General features: G+C 71.3%; 17 protein-coding genes and 1 tRNA gene. 2 read left to right on the top strand and 16 right to left on the bottom strand.

Annotated features, from left to right (window positions below):
* Nucleotides 1-24: 24 nt before the first annotated feature.
* From GVL05_RS09310 to dusB, 11 genes are all read right to left on the bottom strand, one after another.
* The gene (locus GVL05_RS09310) at nucleotides 25-513 is read right to left on the bottom strand and encodes a hypothetical protein (protein ID WP_159572984.1); all 489 of its coding nucleotides are present in this window, start codon (nucleotides 511-513) and stop codon (nucleotides 25-27) included.
* A 90-nt stretch (nucleotides 514-603) separates the two neighbouring features.
* Nucleotides 604-676, bottom strand: a tRNA-Asn gene (locus GVL05_RS09305).
* Nucleotides 677-802: 126 nt separating this feature from the next.
* Complete coding sequence (locus GVL05_RS09300; RefSeq protein ID WP_235035922.1) at nucleotides 803-1,804, bottom strand: D-isomer specific 2-hydroxyacid dehydrogenase family protein; 1,002 nt, start codon at nucleotides 1,802-1,804, stop codon at nucleotides 803-805.
* Nucleotides 1,801-2,730, bottom strand: coding sequence for an ATP-binding cassette domain-containing protein (locus GVL05_RS09295; RefSeq protein ID WP_159572983.1), 930 nt, complete (start codon nucleotides 2,728-2,730; stop codon nucleotides 1,801-1,803). Before GVL05_RS09295 ends, GVL05_RS09300 begins: the two co-directional genes overlap by 4 nt.
* Nucleotides 2,731-2,905: 175 nt before the next feature.
* The gene (locus GVL05_RS09290; protein WP_123292571.1) at nucleotides 2,906-4,582 is read right to left on the bottom strand and encodes an ABC transporter ATP-binding protein; all 1,677 of its coding nucleotides are present in this window, start codon (nucleotides 4,580-4,582) and stop codon (nucleotides 2,906-2,908) included.
* Nucleotides 4,579-5,583, bottom strand: coding sequence for an ABC transporter permease (locus GVL05_RS09285; protein WP_159572982.1), 1,005 nt, complete (start codon nucleotides 5,581-5,583; stop codon nucleotides 4,579-4,581). Before GVL05_RS09285 ends, GVL05_RS09290 begins: the two co-directional genes overlap by 4 nt.
* Nucleotides 5,584-5,585: 2 nt before the next feature.
* Nucleotides 5,586-6,662 (bottom strand): ABC transporter permease, encoded by a 1,077-nt coding sequence (locus tag GVL05_RS09280; protein ID WP_159573013.1) that lies wholly within the window; start codon nucleotides 6,660-6,662, stop codon nucleotides 5,586-5,588.
* 117 nt (nucleotides 6,663-6,779) lie between these two features.
* A complete protein-coding gene (locus GVL05_RS09275; protein WP_159572981.1) occupies nucleotides 6,780-8,411 on the bottom strand; it encodes an ABC transporter substrate-binding protein in 1,632 nt (543 codons plus the stop codon).
* A 381-nt stretch (nucleotides 8,412-8,792) separates the two neighbouring features.
* A complete protein-coding gene (dnaG, locus tag GVL05_RS09270; protein ID WP_159572980.1) occupies nucleotides 8,793-10,706 on the bottom strand; it encodes a DNA primase in 1,914 nt (637 codons plus the stop codon).
* Nucleotides 10,707-10,828: 122 nt separating this feature from the next.
* Nucleotides 10,829-12,172: a deoxyguanosinetriphosphate triphosphohydrolase gene (locus GVL05_RS09265; RefSeq protein ID WP_159572979.1), complete on the bottom strand. Its 1,344-nt coding sequence runs from the start codon at nucleotides 12,170-12,172 to the stop codon at nucleotides 10,829-10,831.
* A complete protein-coding gene (gene dusB / locus GVL05_RS09260) occupies nucleotides 12,169-13,323 on the bottom strand; it encodes a tRNA dihydrouridine synthase DusB (protein ID WP_123292566.1) in 1,155 nt (384 codons plus the stop codon). The genes GVL05_RS09265 and dusB overlap by 4 nt, the downstream gene beginning before the upstream one ends.
* A gap of 47 nt (nucleotides 13,324-13,370) precedes the next feature.
* On the opposite strand from dusB, the gene GVL05_RS09255 reads away from it, so the two are divergent.
* Entirely contained in the window at nucleotides 13,371-13,856 is a 486-nt protein-coding gene (locus GVL05_RS09255; RefSeq protein ID WP_159572978.1) for an aminoacyl-tRNA deacylase, read from the top strand.
* 140 nt (nucleotides 13,857-13,996) lie between these two features.
* On the opposite strand, the gene GVL05_RS09250 is transcribed toward GVL05_RS09255, so the two are convergent.
* The 4 genes from GVL05_RS09250 to GVL05_RS09235 form a co-directional block, all read right to left on the bottom strand.
* Entirely contained in the window at nucleotides 13,997-14,206 is a 210-nt protein-coding gene (locus tag GVL05_RS09250; protein WP_123340411.1) for a hypothetical protein, read from the bottom strand.
* Nucleotides 14,203-14,937, bottom strand: coding sequence for a DsbA family protein (locus GVL05_RS09245; protein WP_159572977.1), 735 nt, complete (start codon nucleotides 14,935-14,937; stop codon nucleotides 14,203-14,205). The genes GVL05_RS09250 and GVL05_RS09245 overlap by 4 nt, the downstream gene beginning before the upstream one ends.
* Before the next feature lie 140 nt (nucleotides 14,938-15,077).
* Nucleotides 15,078-16,463: a glycine--tRNA ligase gene (locus tag GVL05_RS09240; protein WP_123938268.1), complete on the bottom strand. Its 1,386-nt coding sequence runs from the start codon at nucleotides 16,461-16,463 to the stop codon at nucleotides 15,078-15,080.
* 107 nt (nucleotides 16,464-16,570) lie between these two features.
* The gene (locus tag GVL05_RS09235; protein WP_159572976.1) at nucleotides 16,571-17,626 is read right to left on the bottom strand and encodes an aminotransferase class V-fold PLP-dependent enzyme; all 1,056 of its coding nucleotides are present in this window, start codon (nucleotides 17,624-17,626) and stop codon (nucleotides 16,571-16,573) included.
* Nucleotides 17,627-17,696: 70 nt separating this feature from the next.
* Here GVL05_RS09235 and GVL05_RS09230 point away from each other — a divergent pair, with 70 nt between their 5' ends.
* Nucleotides 17,697-18,647, top strand: a complete 951-nt coding sequence (locus tag GVL05_RS09230; RefSeq protein WP_159572975.1) for a LysR family transcriptional regulator — start codon at nucleotides 17,697-17,699, stop codon at nucleotides 18,645-18,647.
* 8 nt (nucleotides 18,648-18,655) lie between these two features.
* Here the strand turns inward: GVL05_RS09230 and GVL05_RS09225 are convergent, their stop codons facing one another.
* Nucleotides 18,656-19,453 carry an isoprenyl transferase gene (locus GVL05_RS09225; protein ID WP_133938217.1) on the bottom strand — a complete coding sequence of 266 codons (798 nt, stop codon included), beginning with the start codon at nucleotides 19,451-19,453 and terminating at the stop codon, nucleotides 18,656-18,658.
* Between the last annotated feature and the right edge of the window lie 2 nt (nucleotides 19,454-19,455).

Genomic DNA, 19,455 nt, shown 5'->3' with positions numbered 1-19,455 from the left:
CAGCTGACGACCGGGAGGCCCGGCTCAGCTCCGGTACGTCGTCAGCGCGTCGCGCAGGTGGTCGGTCTCCGGGTGCCCCGGGCAGTACTGCAGGAGGCCGGCGGCGACGTGCGCTGCGCCGTCGTCGGCGACGGCCGACGTCCACGGGTCCGTGCCGGTCACGGCGCAGGTGCTCGCGAGCTCGACGAGGGTGGCGTCACCACGGGTCGCGTCGACCGCGGCCTGCTGCTGCGTCGACGGCACCGAGCCCGTGAGCCGCTTCGCGGTGCACGAGGTCCGCTCGTCCTCCCACACCGCAGAGTAGGTCGTGTAGGTCTCGGGGTCGCCGTCGTCGCACACGAAGGCGAACACGACCGGCGAGGCGCCCGACCCGAGCCCGGTCTCCGAGCTCGTGGGCTCCTCTGACGCATCGGTGTCGGGTCCGGCACCGCTGCACCCGACGAGCACGGGCGCGATGACCGCCGCGAGCATCACGCCGAGGAACACGGCGCGGGGCGGACGGGATCGGTGCACCTGTGAACGCTAACAGCAAGCACCGGGCAGCTAGCACCGCGCGGCAACGAAACGCAGAAGACCCCCACCCGGGCGGGTGGGGGTCTGTTGCTCCCCGAGTTGGACTCGAACCAACAACCTGCCGGTTAACAGCCGGCTGCTCTGCCAATTGAGCTATCGAGGATCACTGTCCGCTGGCGAATGTCGTGCGAACAACGGGTAACAGCATAGCAGCACCGCAGGGCCCCTCACCGCATCGGACACGCCGCCCGGGCGCGCCGCGCTGTGGCCCCCGGTGCAGCGCTGCTCCTCAGTACCCGGCGACCGGGTCGACGACGCCGACGAAGCCCTCGCCGCTGCCGTCGAGGAACGCCGTGGTGTTGAGTCGCACCCGCTCGGCGAGCAGCGGCGCGACCATCTCCGGGGTGTCGGCCTGGTGCGGCGTGATGACCGCGCCGGGCTCGGACCACAGCGGGTGGCCGTCGGGCAACGGCTCGGGGTCGGTGACGTCGAGCCCGGCGGCGGCGATCGCACCGGTGCGCAGGGCCTCGACCAGGGCGTCGGTGTCGACGAGTCCCCCGCGGGCGATGTTGACGAGCCGGGCGGACGGCTTCATGATCGCGAACTGCCGCTCGCCGAAGAGCTTCGCGGTGCCCGAGGTCATGGCTGCTGCGATCATCACGACGTCGGCGTCGGGCAGGACCTCGTCGAGCTGGTCGGTGGTGACGGTGCGCGATGCGCCGTCCACCGGGTCGGCCGAGCGACGCACCACGGTGACGTCGACGTCGAACGGGGCGAGCAGGCGGATGTACTCGAGCGCGATCCCGCCGGCGCCGATCACGACGACGTTCCGGCCGTAGAGCGACACACCCTCGGGCTCGGTGGCCCACGAGTGTGCACGGGCACGCTTCTGCAGGACCCGCAGCGTCCCGAGCGTCAGCGCCAGGGCGTGCTCGGCGACGGGCTCCGCGTACGCGCCCTTCGCCGAGGTGAAGAGCACGCGGTCCCCGTGCTCCTGGATGAGGTGTGCGAAGGCGTCGACCCCGGCGAACGGCAGCTGCACCCAGCCGATCCCCGGTGCGGCGTCGAGCGCGTCGGCGAGGCCGGACGGGTCGCGGGGGTCGAGCCAGACGAGCCCGCGGGTGTCCGCGTCGAGCGGCGCGACGGTCCCGCCGGCCTCGGTCACGGCGGTGACGTGCAGGTCGGTCGGCTCCGGCAGCACGGCGACGGGGCCGGACTGCGGTGCGTCGATCGGCAGCGGGGCGCCGGAGGTGGGGACGACGGCGCGGTGGCCTCGGGTGGCGGTGCTCACGGGTTCTCCCGTCGGTCCGTGCGGGGGCCGGTGCCGGCGGCGACCGGTCGGCGTGGCGCCGTCGAGCGGCGCGGGGCGGTGGGTGCCGGGCGACGCTTCACGCCGCGGGCCGCGGTCGCGGCCAGGGTCTTGACGTAGGGGTCGACGGGGTTGTCGAGGACCTCGTCGAAGGTGCCGAGGCCGACCAACCGGGCATCGGCCATCACGGCGACGCGGTCGGCCAGGGCTCCGGCTTCACGCAGGTCGCTGGACACCACGACGGCGGAGAACTGCCGGTTGCGCTGCAGGGTCGCCAGGGCCTCGAGCACCGACTGGCGCACGAGCACGTCGACGCCGCGGGCGGGTTCGTCGGCGACCAGGAGCTGGGGTTCGAGCACGAGGGCCCGCGCCAGGGCGACACGCTGCCGCTGCCCGCTGGAGAGCTCCCAGGTGTTCAGCCGCATCACGCCGAGCGGCAGGTGCACGGCGTCGACCAGGCGCGCGACGATCAGGCCCGCTTCCTTGCGGTCGAAGCGGCGGTCGCGCTGGTAGATCGGTTCGGCGATGGCCTCGCCGACGGTGAGGTCCGGGCTGAGCCGGTCGGCGCCGTCCTGCGGCAGGTAGCCGATCCGGCCGCTCAGCCGCTCGAGCTTGCGGGACGAACCGCGCAGCCCGCGGGTCTTCTGGCCGAGGACGGTCAGTTCGCCCCCGACGATGTGCCGGCGCAGCGCACCGTCACCCTCGCCGTGCGACCCGAGCTGCCCCGCGATCGCGGCGGCGAAGGTCGACTTGCCCGACCCCGACTCTCCGAGCAGCGCGAGGATCTCGCCCTGCCGCACCGTCAGGCTGACCCCGTCGACCGCTCGGATCGACTCGGACCCCCGTCCGCCCCGGTACTCGATCGACACGTCGTCCGCGACGACCGCCGGTCCGTTGACCGCGATCATGGGTCCCCTTCCACGCCGCCCCCTGGCGGCGGTTCGCGACGGACCGCGCTGGCAGGACCGTCGTGCGTACAGCTGTGGAGGCGACCGTCCAGGAGGCCCGGCGTGCGTCGACGACGCTGGACGGGCCTCCTGGACGGGTCGCGCCGGGTCGGGACCAGACGCGGGTCGCATCGGGTCAGGACCCGACGTTCTCCAGTTGCTCCAGCGTACGCCGTCGCTCGGCCTGCTCCGCAGGGTCCGGCACCGGGAGCGACGCCAGCAGGCGTTGCGTGTACGGGTGCTGCGGGGCGCCGAGGACCTGCGCCGTCGTGCCCACCTCGACCAGGTCGCCGCGGTACAGCACCGCGATCCGGTCGGACAGCGCGCCCACGACCGCCAGGTCGTGGCTGATGAACAGCGACGCGAAGCCCAGGTCCTGCTGGAGCTCGAGGAAGAGCTCGAGCACGCGGGCCTGCACCGACACGTCGAGCGCGCTCGTCGGCTCGTCGGCGATGAGCAGCTTCGGCCGGAGCGCGAGCGACCGGGCGAGCGAGGCGCGCTGGCGCTGCCCGCCGGAGAGCTCGTGCGGGTAGCGGTCCCCGTACGCCTTCGGCAGCTGGACCGCCTCGAGGAGTTCGTCGACGCGCTTACGGGCCGCACGCGGGCTCGACACCTCCTTGTGGACGACCAGCGGCTCGGCGACGCACTCGGCGATCGTGAGCAGCGGGTTGAACGACGTCGCCGGGTCCTGGAACACGAACCCGATGTCCTTGCGCAGGTGCTTGAAGTCGCGCTCCCGGTAGCCGAGCATCTCGGCGCCGAGGACCTTCAGCGAGCCGCCGGTGACCTTCGTCAGCCCGGCCATGGCGCGACCGATCGTGGTCTTGCCGGAGCCGGACTCCCCCACCAAGCCGAGGACCTCGCCGGGACGGATCGCCAGGTCGACGCCCTTCACGGCGCGGAACGCGGGCGAACCGAGGCGGCCGGGGTACTCGATCTCGAGCCCCTTCGCCTCGACCAGCGGGGTGACGTCCTCGGTGATCGCGGCACGGCGGGCGGTGCCCGTCGACGCCTCGAGCCGGGGCACGGCGGCGAGCAGCCGCTTCGTGTAGTCGGCCTGCGGACGCGCGAACAGGTCCGTCGCCGAGGCCTCTTCGACGATCTCGCCCTGGTACATCACGGCGACGCGGTCGGCCAGGTCGGCCACCACGCCCATGTTGTGCGTGATGATCACGATCGCCGTGCCGAACTCGTCGCGGCAGCGGCGGAGCAGGTCGAGGATCTCGGCCTGCACCGTGACGTCGAGCGCCGTGGTCGGCTCGTCGGCGATGATCACCGACGGCTCGAGGGCCAGGGCACTCGCGATGACGACACGCTGCTTCTGGCCGCCGGAGAACTGGTGCGGGTAGTGGTCGACGCGGGTCTCGGGGTCGGGGATGCCGACGCGGCCGAGGTAGTCGATGGCCTTCGCCCGCGCCTCCTTCTTGGACATGCCGCCGTGGGCGCGGAGCCCCTCGGCGATCTGCCACCCGACCGTGAAGACCGGGTTGAGGGCGGTCGACGGCTCCTGGAAGACCATCGCACCGGCGGTCCCCCGCAGGCTGCGGAGCTTCTGCGCGCCGACGGTGACGACGTCGGTGCCGTCGAGCAGCACCGCGCCGCCGAGCGTCGCCGTCTCGGGCATGAGCCGGAGCATGGCGCGAGCCGTGACGGACTTGCCGGAGCCGGACTCGCCCACCAGGGCGAGGACCTCGCCAGGGCGGACGTCGAGGCTGACGCCCTTGACCGCGTCGACGGCGCCGCCGTCGGTGGCGAAGGTGACCGTGAGATCGTCGACGACGACCACGGGTGCGTTCTCGGTGTCGGTCGTCATGCGCCCGATCCTTCCGCGGTGGCCGTGTTGCGCGCGTCGCGCGTGGACACCAGCTGCTTCAGCCGTCGGCGCGCACGCAGACGGGGGTCGGAGATGTCGTTGAGGCTCTCGCCGATGAACGTCACACCGAGCACCAGCACCACGATCGCGACACCCGGGTAGACACCGGTCCACCAGACGCCGCTCGCGACGTCGGACAGCGCACGGCTGAGGTCGTAGCCCCACTCGGCGCCGGACGTCGGACCGATGCCGAACCCGAGGAAGCCGAGGCCGGCCAGGGTCAGGATCGCGTCGCTGGCGTTGAGCGTCAGGATGAGCGGCAGGGACCTGGTCGAGTTGCGCAGCACGTGGCGGGTCATGATGCGCCACGGGTTCGTGCCCATCACGCGCGCCGACTCGACGAACGCGTCGTTCTTCAGACGCACGGCCTCGGCACGGACCACCCGGAAGTACTGCGGCACGTAGACGACGGTGATCGAGATCGCCGCCGCGATGATGCCGCCCGAGTAGCTCGAGTTGCCGCCGGAGATCACGATCGACACGACGATCGCGAGCAGCAGCGAGGGGAACGCGTAGATCGCGTCGGCGACCACGACGAGGACCCGGTCGAGCCAACCGCCCAGGTAGCCGGAGACCAGCCCGAGCAGCACGCCGACGACGATCGACACGACGACCGCGACGATCACGACGAGGACCGCGGTCCGGGCGCCGTAGACCACCCGGCTGAACACGTCGAACCCGCCGACGGTGGTGCCCCAGATGTGCTCGGCGCTCGGTGCGCCCGTGCGCGGGAAGCTCTCGCCGTCCGCGCCCTGCAGCTGGCCGAAGCCGTACGGGGCCAGCAGCGGCGCGAAGACCGCGACGAGCAGGTACAGGGCGCAGATGACCACGCCGACGATGAGCATGGCGCGCTGCCAGCCGGTGCTCTTGCGGAGCTGGACCACCACGGGCAGCCGCTTCCAGAGCGGCTCGTGGCGGTCGACGAGGGTGGTGTCGGCCATCGTCAGAACCTCACTCTCGGGTCGATCAGGGCGGCGACGACGTCGACGATGAAGTTGGTCACCGCGACGATCACCGCCAGCATCGCGACGATGCCCTGGACCGCGACGAAGTCACGGGCCGACAGGTACTGGTTGAGCTCGAAGCCCAGGCCGCGCCACCCGAAGGTGGTCTCGGTCAGGACCGAACCGCCCAGCAGCATCGCGATCTGCAGGCCCATCACGGTGATGATCGGCACGAGGGCGGGGCGGAACGCGTGCGTCCGGACGAGCCGCGACTCGCGGACACCGCGGGAGCGGGCCGCGTCGACGTACTCGGAGCCGAGCGACCCGATCATGTTCGCGCGCACCAGGCGCAGGAAGATGCCGGCGGTCAGCAGTCCGAGGGTCAGTGCGGGCAGGACGGCGTGATGCAGCACGTCGCCGATGACCGCCGCGTTGCCGGTCCGGAGCGCGTCGATGATGTAGATGCCGCTCGCGCCGGGGATGCCGTCGAGGATGAGCTCCACCCTGGTCGACGCGCGGTCGCCGAGCGGCAGCCAGCCGAGCCACACCGAGAAGACGAGCTTGAGCAGCAGACCGCCGAAGAACACCGGGGTCGCGTACGTCAGGATCGCGAGGGCACGGAGCAGCACGTCGGGCCACTTGTCGCGCGTGTACGCGGCCAGCATGCCGAGCGGGATGCCGAGCACGAGCGCGACGACGAGGGCGTAGAACACGAGCTCGGCGGTCGCGCCGCCGTACTGCAGGATGATCTCGGTGATCGGCCGGTTGTCGGTCGACGCGTTGCCGAAGTCACCGCGCAGGATGCCGCCGAGGTACTCGAAGTACTGCACGAGCACGGGACGGTCGTACCCGGCGGCGTGCAGGCGTTCCTGCAGCTGCGTCGGGGTGAGTCGGCCGCCGACCGACGCGGTGATCGGGTTCCCGATGACGCGCATCAGGAAGAACACGAGCGTCACCAGGATGAAGACGGTCGGGATGATGAGGAGGAACCTGACGAGGACGTACCGGCCGAGTCCGCCGCCACTGCTCTTGGCACGACGTTGTGCCTGTGGCTTGGTCGGATCGGTGCCGTTCACGTCCTGGGTCGCCTCGGGGGTGCTCAGGGTCACGGGGAGGGGTGCCTTTCATGCCGGTGCGCAGGCACGCGGGCGTTCCTCGTGGGAACGCCCGCGGCCTGCGCGAGGGGCGTGGTGCTACTTGCTGAGGGTGGCGTACCGGAACTTGAACGAGGCGTCGAGGGTCAGACCCTTGACGTCCTTGCCGGCGACGGCGACGGACTTGCCCTGCAGCAGGGGCAGCGTCGAGATCTGCGATGCCTCGCGCTCCTGGGCCTGCTCGATCAGGTCGGCACGCTTGTCCGGGTCGGACTCCGCCTGCTCCTTCGCGATGAGGTCCTGGATGACCGAGTCGTCGTAGTGGTTCTGGACGAAGTTCTCCTTGGTGAAGAACGGCGACAGGTAGTTGTCGGCGTCGGAGAAGTCCGGGAACCAACCGAGCTGGTACTCCGGGTACGCGTCCTTGGTGCGCTCCTGGGCGTAGGTCGTGTAGACCGTCGACTGGATGTTGACGGTGAACAGGCCCGAGTCCTCGAGCTGCGTCTTCAGCAGCGCGTACTCGTCGTCCGACGCCGAACCGTAGTGGTCGGGCGCGTACTGGATGTCGAGCTGCACCTTGCCGGAGACACCGGCGTCGGCGAGGGTCTTCTTCGCCTTGTCGACGTCGGGGCCACCGTCGCCGTCGCCGTACATGTCCTTGAACGGCTGGACCGCACCGGTGAGGCCGTCCGGCACCATCGAGTACAGCGGCGTGAAGGTGTCGTTGTAGACCTCCTTCGCCAGGGCGGCGCGGTCGACCACGTCAGCGGCGGCCTGGCGCACGGCGAGGGCCTTCGCCTCGTCGGCGTCGTCCTGACCGGTACCGAACGGCTGCGTCTTGAAGTTGAAGACCACGTAGCGGATCTCGCCGCCGGGGCCGTCGGTGACCTTGAGCTTGTCGTCCTTGCGCAGGTCCGAGATGTCGGTCGGCGTCAGGGAGCGGTACGCCACGTCGACGTCGCCCTGCTGCACGGCGAGCTTGAGGTCGGTCTCCTTGGTGTAGTAGTTGGCCGTCACCTCGGAGGTCTTCGCCTTGCCCAGCAGGCCGTCGTACTTCGGGTTCGTCTTGTACTGGATCAGCTGGTTCTCCTTGTAGGAGCTGATCTGGTACTGCCCGGCGAACGCCTTGCCCTTGACGATGTCGTCGGCGCTGGTGAGCTTCGTCGCGCTGAAGACGTCCTCGTCGACGATCGGGCCGGCGGGGCTCGAGAGCACCTGCGGCCAGGTCTGGTCGGCGTGGTCGAGGTTGAACACCACGGTCGTGTCGTCCGGGGTGTCGATGCTCTTGAGGTTGGCGAGCAGCGACTGCGGGCCGTTCTCGTTGTTGATCTTGAGTTCACGGTCGAACGAGAACTTCACGTCGCTCGAGGTGAGCTTGTTGCCGTTCGCGAACTCGAGGCCGTCTTTGAGGGTGACCTCGTACGTGGTCGGGTTCGTGAACTCCGCCTTCGTGGCGATGTCCGGCTCGACGTCCGGGCTGCCCACTGGCGTGTTCATCAGGAACGGGAAGACCTGGTTCTGCACGGCGAACGAGCCGTTGTCGTAGGAACCGGCCGGGTCGAGGGACGTGATCTTGTCCGTCGTCCCGATGCTCAGGCCGTTCAGCTCGGTGTCGCTCACGCTGCTGCTCGCGCAGCCGGTCAGCACCAGCGCCGTCGCTGCTGCTCCGGCGCCGAGCGCGATGCCGCGCCTGCCCCACGTGGCTGTGTGCTTCTTGAACACGGATGCCATGTTCGATGCCTCTCTTGAAGTTGGGTGCAAGTGTCCGGACCGGCGGGTGGTACGTCTGTGTGCCCGGCCAGGAACGCTCATTGGTATCACCCTGTCACGGAACAGATCGAACCGGGAGCGATTTGTTTACACCGCTGTAATGCAAGCACCCGTCGCGTGATGCATCATCCGTGCGCATCGGCCCGGCGCGCCGCACACGAAAGTTGCGCGCTGCAACCTGGGTGGTCGCCCCCGCCGACCGGTCACGACACACCGCCCGTCCCACCCCGAGCGGTCACGTCCCGTCGGCCGGACCCCGGCCAGCCGACGCCTTGCGACCACTCGACGCCCGACACGGCCGCGCGGCAGGCGCCCCGACACTCGGGCGGCGAGAGGGCGGGGCTAGGACGCCTCGGCGTCGGCGCGGAGCCGCATGCGCTGCGCGTCGATGTCCACGAGCTGCCGCTGGATCTCGGCGCGCCGCTCGGCCTGCTCGTGCGGGTCCGCACGCTGCAGTTGTCCGAGCAACGAGGCCTTGCGGGCGAGCAGGTCCCGCTCGACCAGGGCGACGACGATGCTCCGGCAGTACGCGGCGAGGTCCTCGGCGTTGCGCGCGGGGATCGGCGCGAGGGCCAGCTCGTGCGTCAGGGTGCGCAAGGGGGCCGGCACGTCGGCGAGCAACCGGTCGAGCCAGTCCCCCGCCCCGATGACGTCGACGTTGGCGACCACGGCGTCCCGCACGACGGCGAGCATCGGCGCCGAGAACGTGGCCGATGCGGCGAGCCCGAGCAGCGGCGCTCCGACCGAGGTCGGCTGCTGCACCATCGCCATGACGGCGTCGCGCTCCATGCGGCTGATCGGGTCGTTCGGCAGCGAGCGGATCCCGGCGACGGGCTCCTCGACCACACCGGCCCCGTCGGTGGCGTGACCGGCGCGACCGTCGCGCCCCGGGCCTCCTGACCGATCGTCCGTCGACCCCGCACGCCGACGCGCGGTCTCGACCGATCGACGGACCTCGGGCATGTCCATGCCGAGCCAGCCGGCGAGCTCGCGGACGTAGCCCTGCGTGAGCGAGCGGTCGCGGATGCCGGCGAGCACGGGCGCGGCGGCGCGGAGGGCACTGACGCGGCCCTCGACCGTCTCGAGGTCGTGGCCCTCCAACGTGCGGCGGATCATGAACTCGAACATCGGGCGCTTGTTCGTGATCAGGCGGCGGATGGCGTCGTCGCCGCGGGCGAGCCGGAGGTCGCACGGGTCGAGGCCACCGGGCGCCACGGCGACGAACGTCTGCGCCGCGAACCGCTGTTCCTCGGCGAAGGCGCGGGAGGCGGCACGCTGCCCGGCCTCGTCCGGGTCGAAGGTGAAGACCACCTCGCCGTTGGCGTTCGGGTCGGCGCCGGCCAGGTCGCCGAGCATCGGTCGGAGCACCTTGATGTGGTCGACGCCGAACGAGGTGCCGCACGTGGCGACCGCGGTGGTGATGCCGGCGACGTGGCAGGCCATGACGTCGGTGTAGCCCTCGACGATCACGACCTGCTTCTGCTTCGAGATGTCGCGGCGGGCCAGGTCGAGCCCGTAGAGCACCTGGCTCTTGTGGTAGATCGGGGTCTCGGGCGTGTTGAGGTACTTCGGGCCCTTGTCGTCGTCGAGCAGGCGACGGGCGCCGAACCCGATCGTCGCTCCGGTGACGTCGCGGATCGGCCACATCAGGCGACCACGGAACCGATCGTACGGCGACCGGTCGCCCTGGCTGACGAGCCCGGCCGAGGTGAGTTCCTCGAGCGTGAAGCCCCGACCGCGCAGGTGGTCCTTGAGCATGTCGAACGACTTCGGGGCGAAGCCGACACCGAAGTGCTGCGCCGCCGAGGGATCGAACCCGCGCTCCCCCAGGAACCGCCGTGCGGGGTCGGCCGCGGCGGTGGTGAGCTGCGCCGTGTAGAACTCGAGCGCGGCTTCGTTGGCCGCGATCAGCCGGGCCCGGGTGTTGTAGTCGGTGCGCGGCCCGTCGCCCTCTTCGTAGTGCAGGGTGAAGCCGATCTTCGCGGCCATGCGCTCGACGGCCTCGGCGAAGGTGGTGTGGTCCTGCGCCATGATGAAGCTGAAGACGTCGCCGTCCTCGCCACACCCGAAGCAGTGGTACCGGCCGACCTGGGGTCGGACGTGGAACGACGGGGAACGTTCGTCGTGGAAGGGGCAGAGCCCCTTCATCGACCCGACGCCCGCGTTCTTCAGCGTGACGTAGTCGCCGACGACGTCGGCGATGTTGACACGCGAGCGGACCTCGTCGATGTCGTTCCGCGCGATCCTGCCAGCCACCCTCTGATCCTAGTTCGTGGGACCGACCTCGGCCGACCGCGGCCCCGAGATGTGGACGAGCCACCGAGCCGACCGCGGCCCCGAGACGTGGGCGAGCCACCGAGGCCGACGGAGCACCCCGCTCACACCGGGATGTGGACCGCTTCCCGCTCGCCGACGACCAACCGCCGGTGCCAGGCGATCGCCCCTTGGTCCGTCAGGCTCGCGACCTGGTCGACCACGGCGCGGAGTCGGCCGTCGTCGTCGGACGCCGCACGCCAGTCGGCGGCGAAGCCGGGCTCGAGGTCCGATGCACCCGACGCCGCGAGGGCGTCGAGCAGCTCGGTCAGGATCCGGCGCTGGTCTTCGTACACGGGCTGCCGGCCGCCCTGCGTCATCACGAACGCCGCCACGATGCCCTTGAGGACCGCGATCTCGCCGATGATCTCCGGCGGCGTCACCACCGACGCCGCGAACCGGACCAGGGACCCGGAGGCGTAGGACTCGCGGGTCGCGGCCGTTGCCGTCCGCGCGAAGCGGCCGATCAGCTGCGAGGTCAGGTTCTTCAGGTGCGCTGCGTCACGCCGGGACCCGTCGTACGAGGTCATCCAGAGCGGCAGGGCCCGGAGGCGGTCGAACGCCTCGAGCAGTTCCTCACGACTCAGGTCGTCGCCCACCCACGCGTGCATCGCGGTGACGATGTCGTTCTCGCCGACCCGGTCGCCGAGCGCCGCGACGTCGATGAACCCGGCGACGACGGCGTCCTCGAAGTCGTGCACCGAGTACGCGATGTCGTCGGACAGGTCCATGACCTGCGCCTCGATGCACCGCTGCCGACGGGGCGCCCCGGCGCGGAGCCACTCGAAGGCGTCGTGGTCGTCGTCGTAGAAGCCGAACTTGGTCCGACCCGATGACGACTCGGAGACGCCCTGCGCCGCGGGCCACGGGTACTTGCAGCTGGCGTCGAGTGACGCGCGCGTCAGGTTGAGCCCGAAGGGACGCTCGACGCCAGCGCCAGCACCAGCCCCCGCGCCAGCGCCGGCAGCGACAGCGGCGCCCGACCCCGGCCGCAGCCCGTACACCTTCGGCTCGAGTCGGGTGAGCAGCCGCAGCGTCTGCGCGTTGCCCTCGAACCCGCCGATGCCGGCGGCCCAGGCGTTGACGGCGGTCTCACCGTTGTGGCCGAAGGGCGGGTGGCCGATGTCGTGCGCCAGGCACGCGGTGTCCACCACGTCGGGGTCGAGGCCCAACGAGTCCGCGAGCTCGCGACCGACCTGCGCCACCTCGAGCGAGTGGGTCAGGCGGTTGCGGGCGAAGTCGAGCCCGGTCGTCGGGCTGAGCACCTGGGTCTTGGCGGCGAGGCGACGGAGCGCGCTGGAGTGCAGCAGCCGTGCGCGGTCACGGGCGAAGTCCGATCGGCGGTTGCCGTGCTCTTCCGGGAGCCAGCGCTCGGCGTCGGCCGGGCCGTACGAGGCGGTGGCGCTCATCCGCCGCTGTGGTGCAGCTCGGCGGCGGCGAGGACCTTGCGGAACTCGCTGTCGACGTCGCGGGACTCGAGCCAGCGGTCGGGCAGGGCGGTGCGCTTCGGGTTGCCGGAGCGACCACGGGGACCCTCGGCGCCCTCGCCGGGGTACGGTGCGTCGCGGTCGAGCTGCCCGAGCAGGTCGTCGATCTCCTGCAGGCTCGACGACAGCGCGAGACCGGACCGCACGTCGCTGCCGATCGGGTACCCCTTGAAGTACCAGGCCACGTGCTTGCGGGCGTCGCGACAACCGTGGTCTTCGGACCCGAAGAACTCGACGAGCAGTTCGGCGTGCCGACGGAACCCGTCGGCGACCTCGCCCAGGGTCGGCATGTACCGCAGCCCTTCGCCGCGGAACGCCGCGGCCAGGTCGCCGAACAGCCACGGACGCCCGAGGCACCCGCGTCCGACGACGACGCCGTCGACGCCGGTCTCGTCGACCATGCGCAGGGCGTCGGCAGCCGACCAGATGTCCCCGTTGCCGAGGATCGGGATGTCGGTGACGGTCTCCTTCAGCGTCGCGATCGCCGACCAGTCGGCGTGACCGGAGTAGTGCTCGTTCGCCGTGCGGGCGTGCAGCGACACCGCGGCGACGCCGGCGTCCCGCGCGATGCGGGCGGCGTCGAGGTAGGTCAGGTGGTCTTCGTCGATGCCCTTGCGCATCTTCACGGTGACCGGCACGTTCCCTGCGGCGCGGACGGTCTTCGTGACGAGTTCGCGGAACAGCTCGAGCTTCCAGGGCAGGGCCGCGCCGCCGCCCTTGCGGGTGACCTTGGGCACCGGGCAGCCGAAGTTCAGGTCGATGTGGTCGGCACGGTCCTCGCCCACCAGGATCGACGCGGCCTCGGCCACGGTGTTCGGCTCGACGCCGTACAGCTGGATCGACCGCGGGGTCTCGGACTCGTGGTGCTGGATGAGCTGCATCGACACGGGAGTGCGTTCGACCAGTGCGCGCGAGGTGATCATCTCGCAGACGTAGAGACCGGCGCCGTACTCGCGGCAGAGCCGGCGGTACGCCATGTTCGTGATGCCCGCCATGGGCGCGAGCACGACCGGCACGTCGACCTCGATCGGGCCGATGCGCAGAGGCCGTGCTGGGGCTTGTGTGATCGTCATACCTGTCCCATCTTCCCACGTCGGTGCTCGCCGGTAGCGTTCTCCACATGACGATCGACGCCAGCACCCGCTTCGACACCGACGCAGCAGCCCGCGGTCTGACAGTCGAGGTCGTCGAACGCCCCGCCGCGGACTCCCTGCAGCAGGCCGCCGAACTGCTCGGCATCGACCCCGGCGACATCGTGAAGACGCTGGTCGTCAAGCGGCACGACGGCGGCTTCCTGCTCGCGCTCGTTCCGGGCGGCCGGAGCATCGCGTGGAAGAAGCTCCGCACCGTCGTCGGCGTGAACAAGCTCTCGATGCCCGACGCGGCGACCGCGCTCCAGGCGTCGGGCTACGAGCGCGGCACCATCACGCCCATCGGCGCGACCGGCGACCTGCCCGTCTACGCCGACGACCGCATCGTCGGTCGACGGGTCGCCCTCGGCGCGGGCCGCCACGGCGCGAGTGCCTTCGTCGACGCCGACGACCTCGTCGCCGCGTACGGCGCGACGGTCGCCGACATCACCGACGAGGAACCGCAGCGCGACTGAGCGGTCCGGCGACCGACGGATCGCGCCCCCGCACAGCCGTTGCGCCCCGCAGAGTCGGGGCGCAACGACCGCACGGGGGCGCGGGACCAGCAGCGCGCGGCGCGGGACCAGCAGCGCGCGGCGCGCGACCGACGAAACCGTCAGTCCGGCACCTCGGTCCAGTCGCCCTCGGCACCGGCGAACGATCCGGCGTCGATCAGGCACGAATCACCGTCGCAGACCGGCGCACCGCCGGGCGTGACCAGCGTGAGCAGGCCGGGGCGCGCCTCCAGACCGGAGATCGCATCCGGGACCGACGGGGCGGACGGGAGGCCCGCCCCACCCCCGACGGTGACCGTCGCGCCCGTCATCGGGTCGCCGCCACGTCGGCGCTCGCGTCGTCCGCAGCGCGTTCGGTCGCCGAGGCGACCTCGTCCGGAGTCGTCCCGCGCAGCGCGACGACCTGCGTCAGCACCTGCTCGAACGCTGCCGGGTCCTGCGCGCCCGAGACGCCGTACTTGCCGTCGATGACGAAGAAGGGGACGCCGTTGATGCCGAAGGCCTGCGCCTGGGCCTGGTCGGCGCGGACGGCTGCGAGCTGAGAGTCGTCGCGGAGCGTGGCGAGGACCTCGTCGCGGTCGAGCCCGATCTCGGCGGCCAGGTCGGCCAGCGTCGCGTCGTCGCCGACGTGCTCGCCGCGCTCGAAGTAGGCGGTGAACAGGCGCTCGACCATGTCGAGCTGCTTGCCGTGCTGCTTGGCGAGGTGGATGACCTGGTGCGCCTTCACGGTGTTCGTGTGGTGCATGGCCTCGAAGTCGTAGTCCAGCCCGACCGAGGCCGCGATGCCGGTGACCTGGTCGAGCATCTGCTGCGCCTGCTCGACGGGCATGCCCTTGTGCTCCGACAGGAACTCGGCCTCGGTGCCCTCGAAGTCGACGGGGGTGTCCGGGCTGAGCTCGAAGGAGTGGTACTCGACCTCGACCGGGCGGCCGTCCGCCGAGGCGCCGAACGCGGCGACGCCGGCCTCGAACTTGCGCTTGCCGATGTAGCACCAGGGGCAGGCGATGTCCGACCAGACATCGACCTTCACGGAGTCGTTCATGCTGATCCCAACGCGGACGCTGCGCGCACATTCCCGCCGCACAACCAAAATCACCTCGCGCCGCGGGATCGCGCGGTTCGAGGTGACTTTGGTTGTGCGAAGCGCATCCGCGCCGCGACGCCGCGACGCCCGCGAGACCCCTACGCGCCGAGCAGGCGCTGCGCCAGGTAGCCCTGCAGCTGGTCGAGGGCGACCCGCTCCTGCGCCATGGTGTCGCGCTCGCGCACGGTCACGGCCTTGTCCTCGAGCGTGTCGAAGTCCACCGTGATGCAGAACGGCGTACCGATCTCGTCGTGACGACGGTAGCGACGGCCGATCGCACCGGCGTCGTCGAAGTCCACGTTCCAGTTCTTGCGCAGGTCGTCGGCCAGGCCGCGGGCGACCGGCGACAGCTGCTCGTTGCGCGACAGCGGCAGCACCGCGGCCTTGACGGGCGCCAGGCGCGGGTCGAGTCGCAGCACGGTGCGCTTGTCGACGCCGCCCTTCGCGTTCGGTGCCTCGTCCTCGTGGTACGAGTCGAGCAGGAACGCCATGAGCGCACGGGTCAGGCCGAAGGACGGCTCGATGACGTACGGCACGTACTTCTCGTTGGCCGCCTGGTCGAAGAAGCGCAGGTCCTGGCCGGACGACTCGATGTGGTTGTTGAGGTCGAAGTCGGTGCGGTTCGCGACGCCCATGAGCTCGCCCCACTCGGATCCGGTGAACCCGAAGCGGTACTCGATGTCGGCGGTGGCGTCGGAGTAGTGCGCCCGCTCGCCGTCCGGCACGTCGAAGCGGCGGAGGTTTTCCGGGTCGATGCCGAGCTCGGTGTAGAACGCGATCGAGTCGGCGATCCACTGCTCGTAGTGCTCCCCAGCCTCGGCCGGCGGCACGAAGTACTCGATCTCCATCTGCTCGAACTCGCGGGTGCGGAAGATGAAGTTGCCGGGCGTGATCTCGTTGCGGAACGCCTTGCCGACCTGGCCGATGCCGAACGGGGGCTTCATCCGGCTGGTCGTCACGACCTGCGCGAAGTCGACGAAGATGCCCTGGGCGGTCTCGGGGCGCAGGAAGTTCAGGCCCTCTTCGGACTCGACCGGGCCGAGGTACGTCTTGAGCATCCCGGAGAACTCGCGGGGCTCGGTCCACTCGCCGCGGGTGCCGCAGTTCGGGCAGGCGATCTCGGCCATGCGGCCCTCGGGGTCGCGGCCCTTCTTGGCGACGAACGCCTCGATCAGGTGGTCCTCGCGGAACCGGTGGTGGCAGTGCAGGCACTCCACGAGCGGGTCGGTGAAGGTCGCGACGTGGCCGGAGGCCTCCCACACCTTGCGGGGCAGGATGACGGCGGAGTCGAGGCCGACCATGTCGCCACGGCCGCGGACGAACCGCTGCCACCACTGACGCTTGATGTTCTCCTTGAGCTCCACACCGAGGGGCCCGTAGTCCCACGCGGAGCGGGAGCCTCCGTAGATCTCACCCGACTGGAAGACGAAGCCGCGGCGCTTGGCCAGGGCGATGACGCTGTCGAGACGGGTGGGCTGTGCCAAAGAGTGCTCCAGAGGTCGCCGAGCTGGGTGCTCGGTGCGGAAACGGTCCGGGCAAGACTACCGGCGATCGTCGGCCGGGAGGCCCGCCCCGCGTCCGCCCGCAGCGCTCACCTCGCCGACGTGGTCGCCCTCACCCCGCGCAGTGCGGCCGCCACGTCGGTCACGTCGGACTCGTCGTTCCACAGGTGGAACGCGATCCGGAGTCGCCCGGCACGCCCCGACGCGGTGAGCCCGGCGGCGGTGAGGGCCCGGAGGGCCGACCCGTCGGCGTCCGCGAACGTCACGATCGCCTGCCCGTCGCCCTGCCGAGGCGACCCGAGGGCGTCGCACAGCCGGTCTGCGAGACCGGTGGCGTGCCTCCAGACCGCCTGCTGGTCGAGCGCGACCGCGTGTTCGAGCGCGGCCACGGCACCGGGCCACGCCTGCCAGGCAGGCGAGACGTCGAAGCGACGGGCGTCGTCGGCCAGGCGCATGTCGGGGCCGTAGCAGGACGACCACACGTCCGCGCCGGCGTACCAGCCGGCCTGGACCGGGCGGAGCCGACCGAGGGCGGTGTCGGAGAGTGTCATGAAGGCGACGCCGCGCGGTGCGCAGAGCCACTTGTAGGCGTGCGTGAGCGTCACGTCGAACAGTGCCGCGTCGACGGGCAGGACGCCGGCTGCTTGCGTGAGGTCGCAGAGGGTGAGGGCCCCGACCCGCCGGGCCGCGGCGACGACCGGGTGGGGATCCGTGACGGCGCCGGTGGCGGACTGCACCGCGGACCACGCGACGAGGGCGGTGTCGGGCCCGACGGACGCGGCGAGCCGGTCGAGCGGCACGTGCCGGACGCGGACGCCTCGGTGCGCCTGGGCGAGGAACGGGAAGACGACCGAGCTGAAGTCGCCGTCGGGGACGACCACCTCAGCACCGTCCGGCAACGCATCGGCGACGACCGCAGCCATCACCGAGGTCTGCGAGCCGGTCGCGACATGGGACACCGGCACCCCGACGAGGGCGGCGAACAGCGCGCGGCCCTCCTCGACCAACGCTCCGTAGTGGGCCGGCGAGGTCTCGGCTCGGGACCACGCGTCGAGGTCGGCCCGCTGGGCGGCGATCGTGGCCCGGGTCGGCAGACCGGCGGTGCACGCCGCGAGGTAGCCACGGCCGGCGGGGAAGGAGTCCATGCGGACAGCGTCCCGGCTCGTGCCCCATCACACCAGGCCTGTTCTGTTGTGCAGCCGATAACATCGCGTGATGGACGACATCGATCCCCAGCTGCTCCGGATCCTCCGCGCTGTGGCCGACGGCGGGTCGATCACCCGCGCCGCCGCAGCACTCGGGTCGAGCCAACCCGCGGTCAGCCAGTTGCTCGCCCGGGCCGAGCGGCGACTCGGGCACACCCTGGTGCTGCGGTCCGGGCAGGACGGTCGCGGCGGGCGCGGTGCCACCCTGACGGACGCCGGTCGGGTGCTCGCGGACCACGCGTTGCACGTGCAGGCCGCGCTGACCGCCGCGCGCGAGGACCTCGACGCCGTCGGGGGGCTGACCCGCGGCCGCGTGCGCCTCGCCGGGTTCCCGAGCGCGTCCTCGGCTCTCGTGCCCGCCGTGCTCGCCCGGCTGGCGTCGACGGCTCCGGGCGTGACGACCTCGTACGTCGAGGTCGAACCGCCCGAGGCGCTCGACCTGCTGCGGAGCGGGGAGGTCGACGTCGCCCTGACCTTCACCTACGTCGGCGACGAGGTCGGGTCTGCCCCGGACCCCGGGCTCGTCACGCGGGCACTCGGGCGGGATCCGCTCGCCCTGGTGACGCCGGTCGGAGGCTCGGGCACCGCGGACGCCGGTGTCGTGGACCTCGCGTCGCACCGCGACGCCCGCTGGATCGGCGGCTGCCCGCGGTGCCGCGGCCACCTGCTCGCCTCGTGTGCGACCGCCGGGTTCACCCCGGACATCGTGCTCGAGACCGACAACGCGGCTGCGGTGGTGGGGCTCGTCGCCGCCGGACTCGGCGTGGCGCTGCTCCCCCGGCTGGCGCTCGCGACGACGGTCATCCCCGCCGAGGTCCGGGTCGACCCCGTGGACGACGACCTGGCCCGCCGGGTCGAGGTCGTCATCGCCCGAGGGGCCGAGCGCGTCCCGAGCGTCCGTGCGGCCCTGGACGCGGTGCGGTCGGCGGCACACCTGCTCGACGGGCCGCTGCCCGGCTGATGGTCCCGCTACGCCGTCGGGGCGTCGACCGCACCGCCGTAGCGACGGTCGCGGCGTGCGTACTCCTCGATCGCGCCCCACAGGTCGGTGCGCCGGAAGTCCGGCCACAGGCGGTCCAGGAACACCATCTCGGCGTACGCCGACTGCCACAGCAGGAAGTTGCTCGTGCGCTGCTCCCCCGAACTCCGCAGGAACAGGTCGACGTCGGGCATCTCGGGCACGTAGAGCCGCTTCGCCAGGGCCTTCTCGGTGACCTGGCTCGGCTTGAGGCGTCCCGCGGCGACCTCTTCGGCCATCCCCCGCACGGCGTCGACGATCTCGTTCCGGCCGCCGTAGTTGACGCACATCGTCAGGGTCAGCACGTCGTTGCGCGCGGTCATCTGCTCGGCACGGTCGAGCTCGTCGATGACGCTCCGCCACAGCCGCGGACGGCGTCCGGCCCACCGCACCTTGACGCCCCACTCGTTGAGTTGGTCGCGCCGACGACGGATCACGTCGCGGTTGAAGCCCATCAGGAACCGGACCTCTTCCGGCGAACGCTTCCAGTTCTCGGTGGAGAACGCGTACGCCGAGATGTGCTTGACGCCGATCTGGATCCCGCCGGCGACGACGTCGAGCAGCGAGGCCTCGCCCGCCTTGTGTCCCTCGATCCGCGTCAGCCCGCGGCCGTTGGCCCACCGACCGTTGCCGTCCATCACGATCGCGACGTGGTCCGGCACGAACCGGGCCGGGATCGCCGGGGGCGTCTCACCGGTCCAGTCGATCGGGCGGAACGGCGCGGCGTCGTCGGGGCGGCGGGGGCTCATGC

Origin of the sequence: Curtobacterium sp. 18060 (genome assembly GCF_902706105.1) — a bacterium.
Taxonomy (GTDB): Bacteria; Actinomycetota; Actinomycetes; order Actinomycetales; family Microbacteriaceae; genus Curtobacterium.
The sequence above is the reverse complement of the archived record's forward strand: the minus strand, read 5'-3'. Positions and strand labels throughout refer to the sequence as shown.

What these genes read in the sequence shown, in the direction of transcription:
- GVL05_RS09295 (WP_159572983.1), bottom strand. Translation starts at nt 2,730, where the DNA reads ATGATCGCGGTCAACGGACCGGCGGTCGTCGCGGACGACGTGTCGATC.
- GVL05_RS09290 (WP_123292571.1), bottom strand. Translation starts at nt 4,582, where the DNA reads ATGACGACCGACACCGAGAACGCACCCGTGGTCGTCGTCGACGATCTC.
- GVL05_RS09285 (WP_159572982.1), bottom strand. Translation starts at nt 5,583, where the DNA reads ATGGCCGACACCACCCTCGTCGACCGCCACGAGCCGCTCTGGAAGCGG.
- GVL05_RS09275 (WP_159572981.1), bottom strand. Translation starts at nt 8,411, where the DNA reads ATGGCATCCGTGTTCAAGAAGCACACAGCCACGTGGGGCAGGCGCGGC.
- GVL05_RS09265 (WP_159572979.1), bottom strand. Translation starts at nt 12,172, where the DNA reads ATGAGCGCCACCGCCTCGTACGGCCCGGCCGACGCCGAGCGCTGGCTC.
- dusB (WP_123292566.1), bottom strand. Translation starts at nt 13,323, where the DNA reads ATGACGATCACACAAGCCCCAGCACGGCCTCTGCGCATCGGCCCGATC.
- GVL05_RS09255 (WP_159572978.1), top strand. Translation starts at nt 13,371, where the DNA reads ATGACGATCGACGCCAGCACCCGCTTCGACACCGACGCAGCAGCCCGC.
- GVL05_RS09250 (WP_123340411.1), bottom strand. Translation starts at nt 14,206, where the DNA reads ATGACGGGCGCGACGGTCACCGTCGGGGGTGGGGCGGGCCTCCCGTCC.
- GVL05_RS09245 (WP_159572977.1), bottom strand. Translation starts at nt 14,937, where the DNA reads ATGAACGACTCCGTGAAGGTCGATGTCTGGTCGGACATCGCCTGCCCC.
- GVL05_RS09235 (WP_159572976.1), bottom strand. Translation starts at nt 17,626, where the DNA reads ATGGACTCCTTCCCCGCCGGCCGTGGCTACCTCGCGGCGTGCACCGCC.
- GVL05_RS09230 (WP_159572975.1), top strand. Translation starts at nt 17,697, where the DNA reads ATGGACGACATCGATCCCCAGCTGCTCCGGATCCTCCGCGCTGTGGCC.
- GVL05_RS09225 (WP_133938217.1), bottom strand. Translation starts at nt 19,453, where the DNA reads ATGAGCCCCCGCCGCCCCGACGACGCCGCGCCGTTCCGCCCGATCGAC.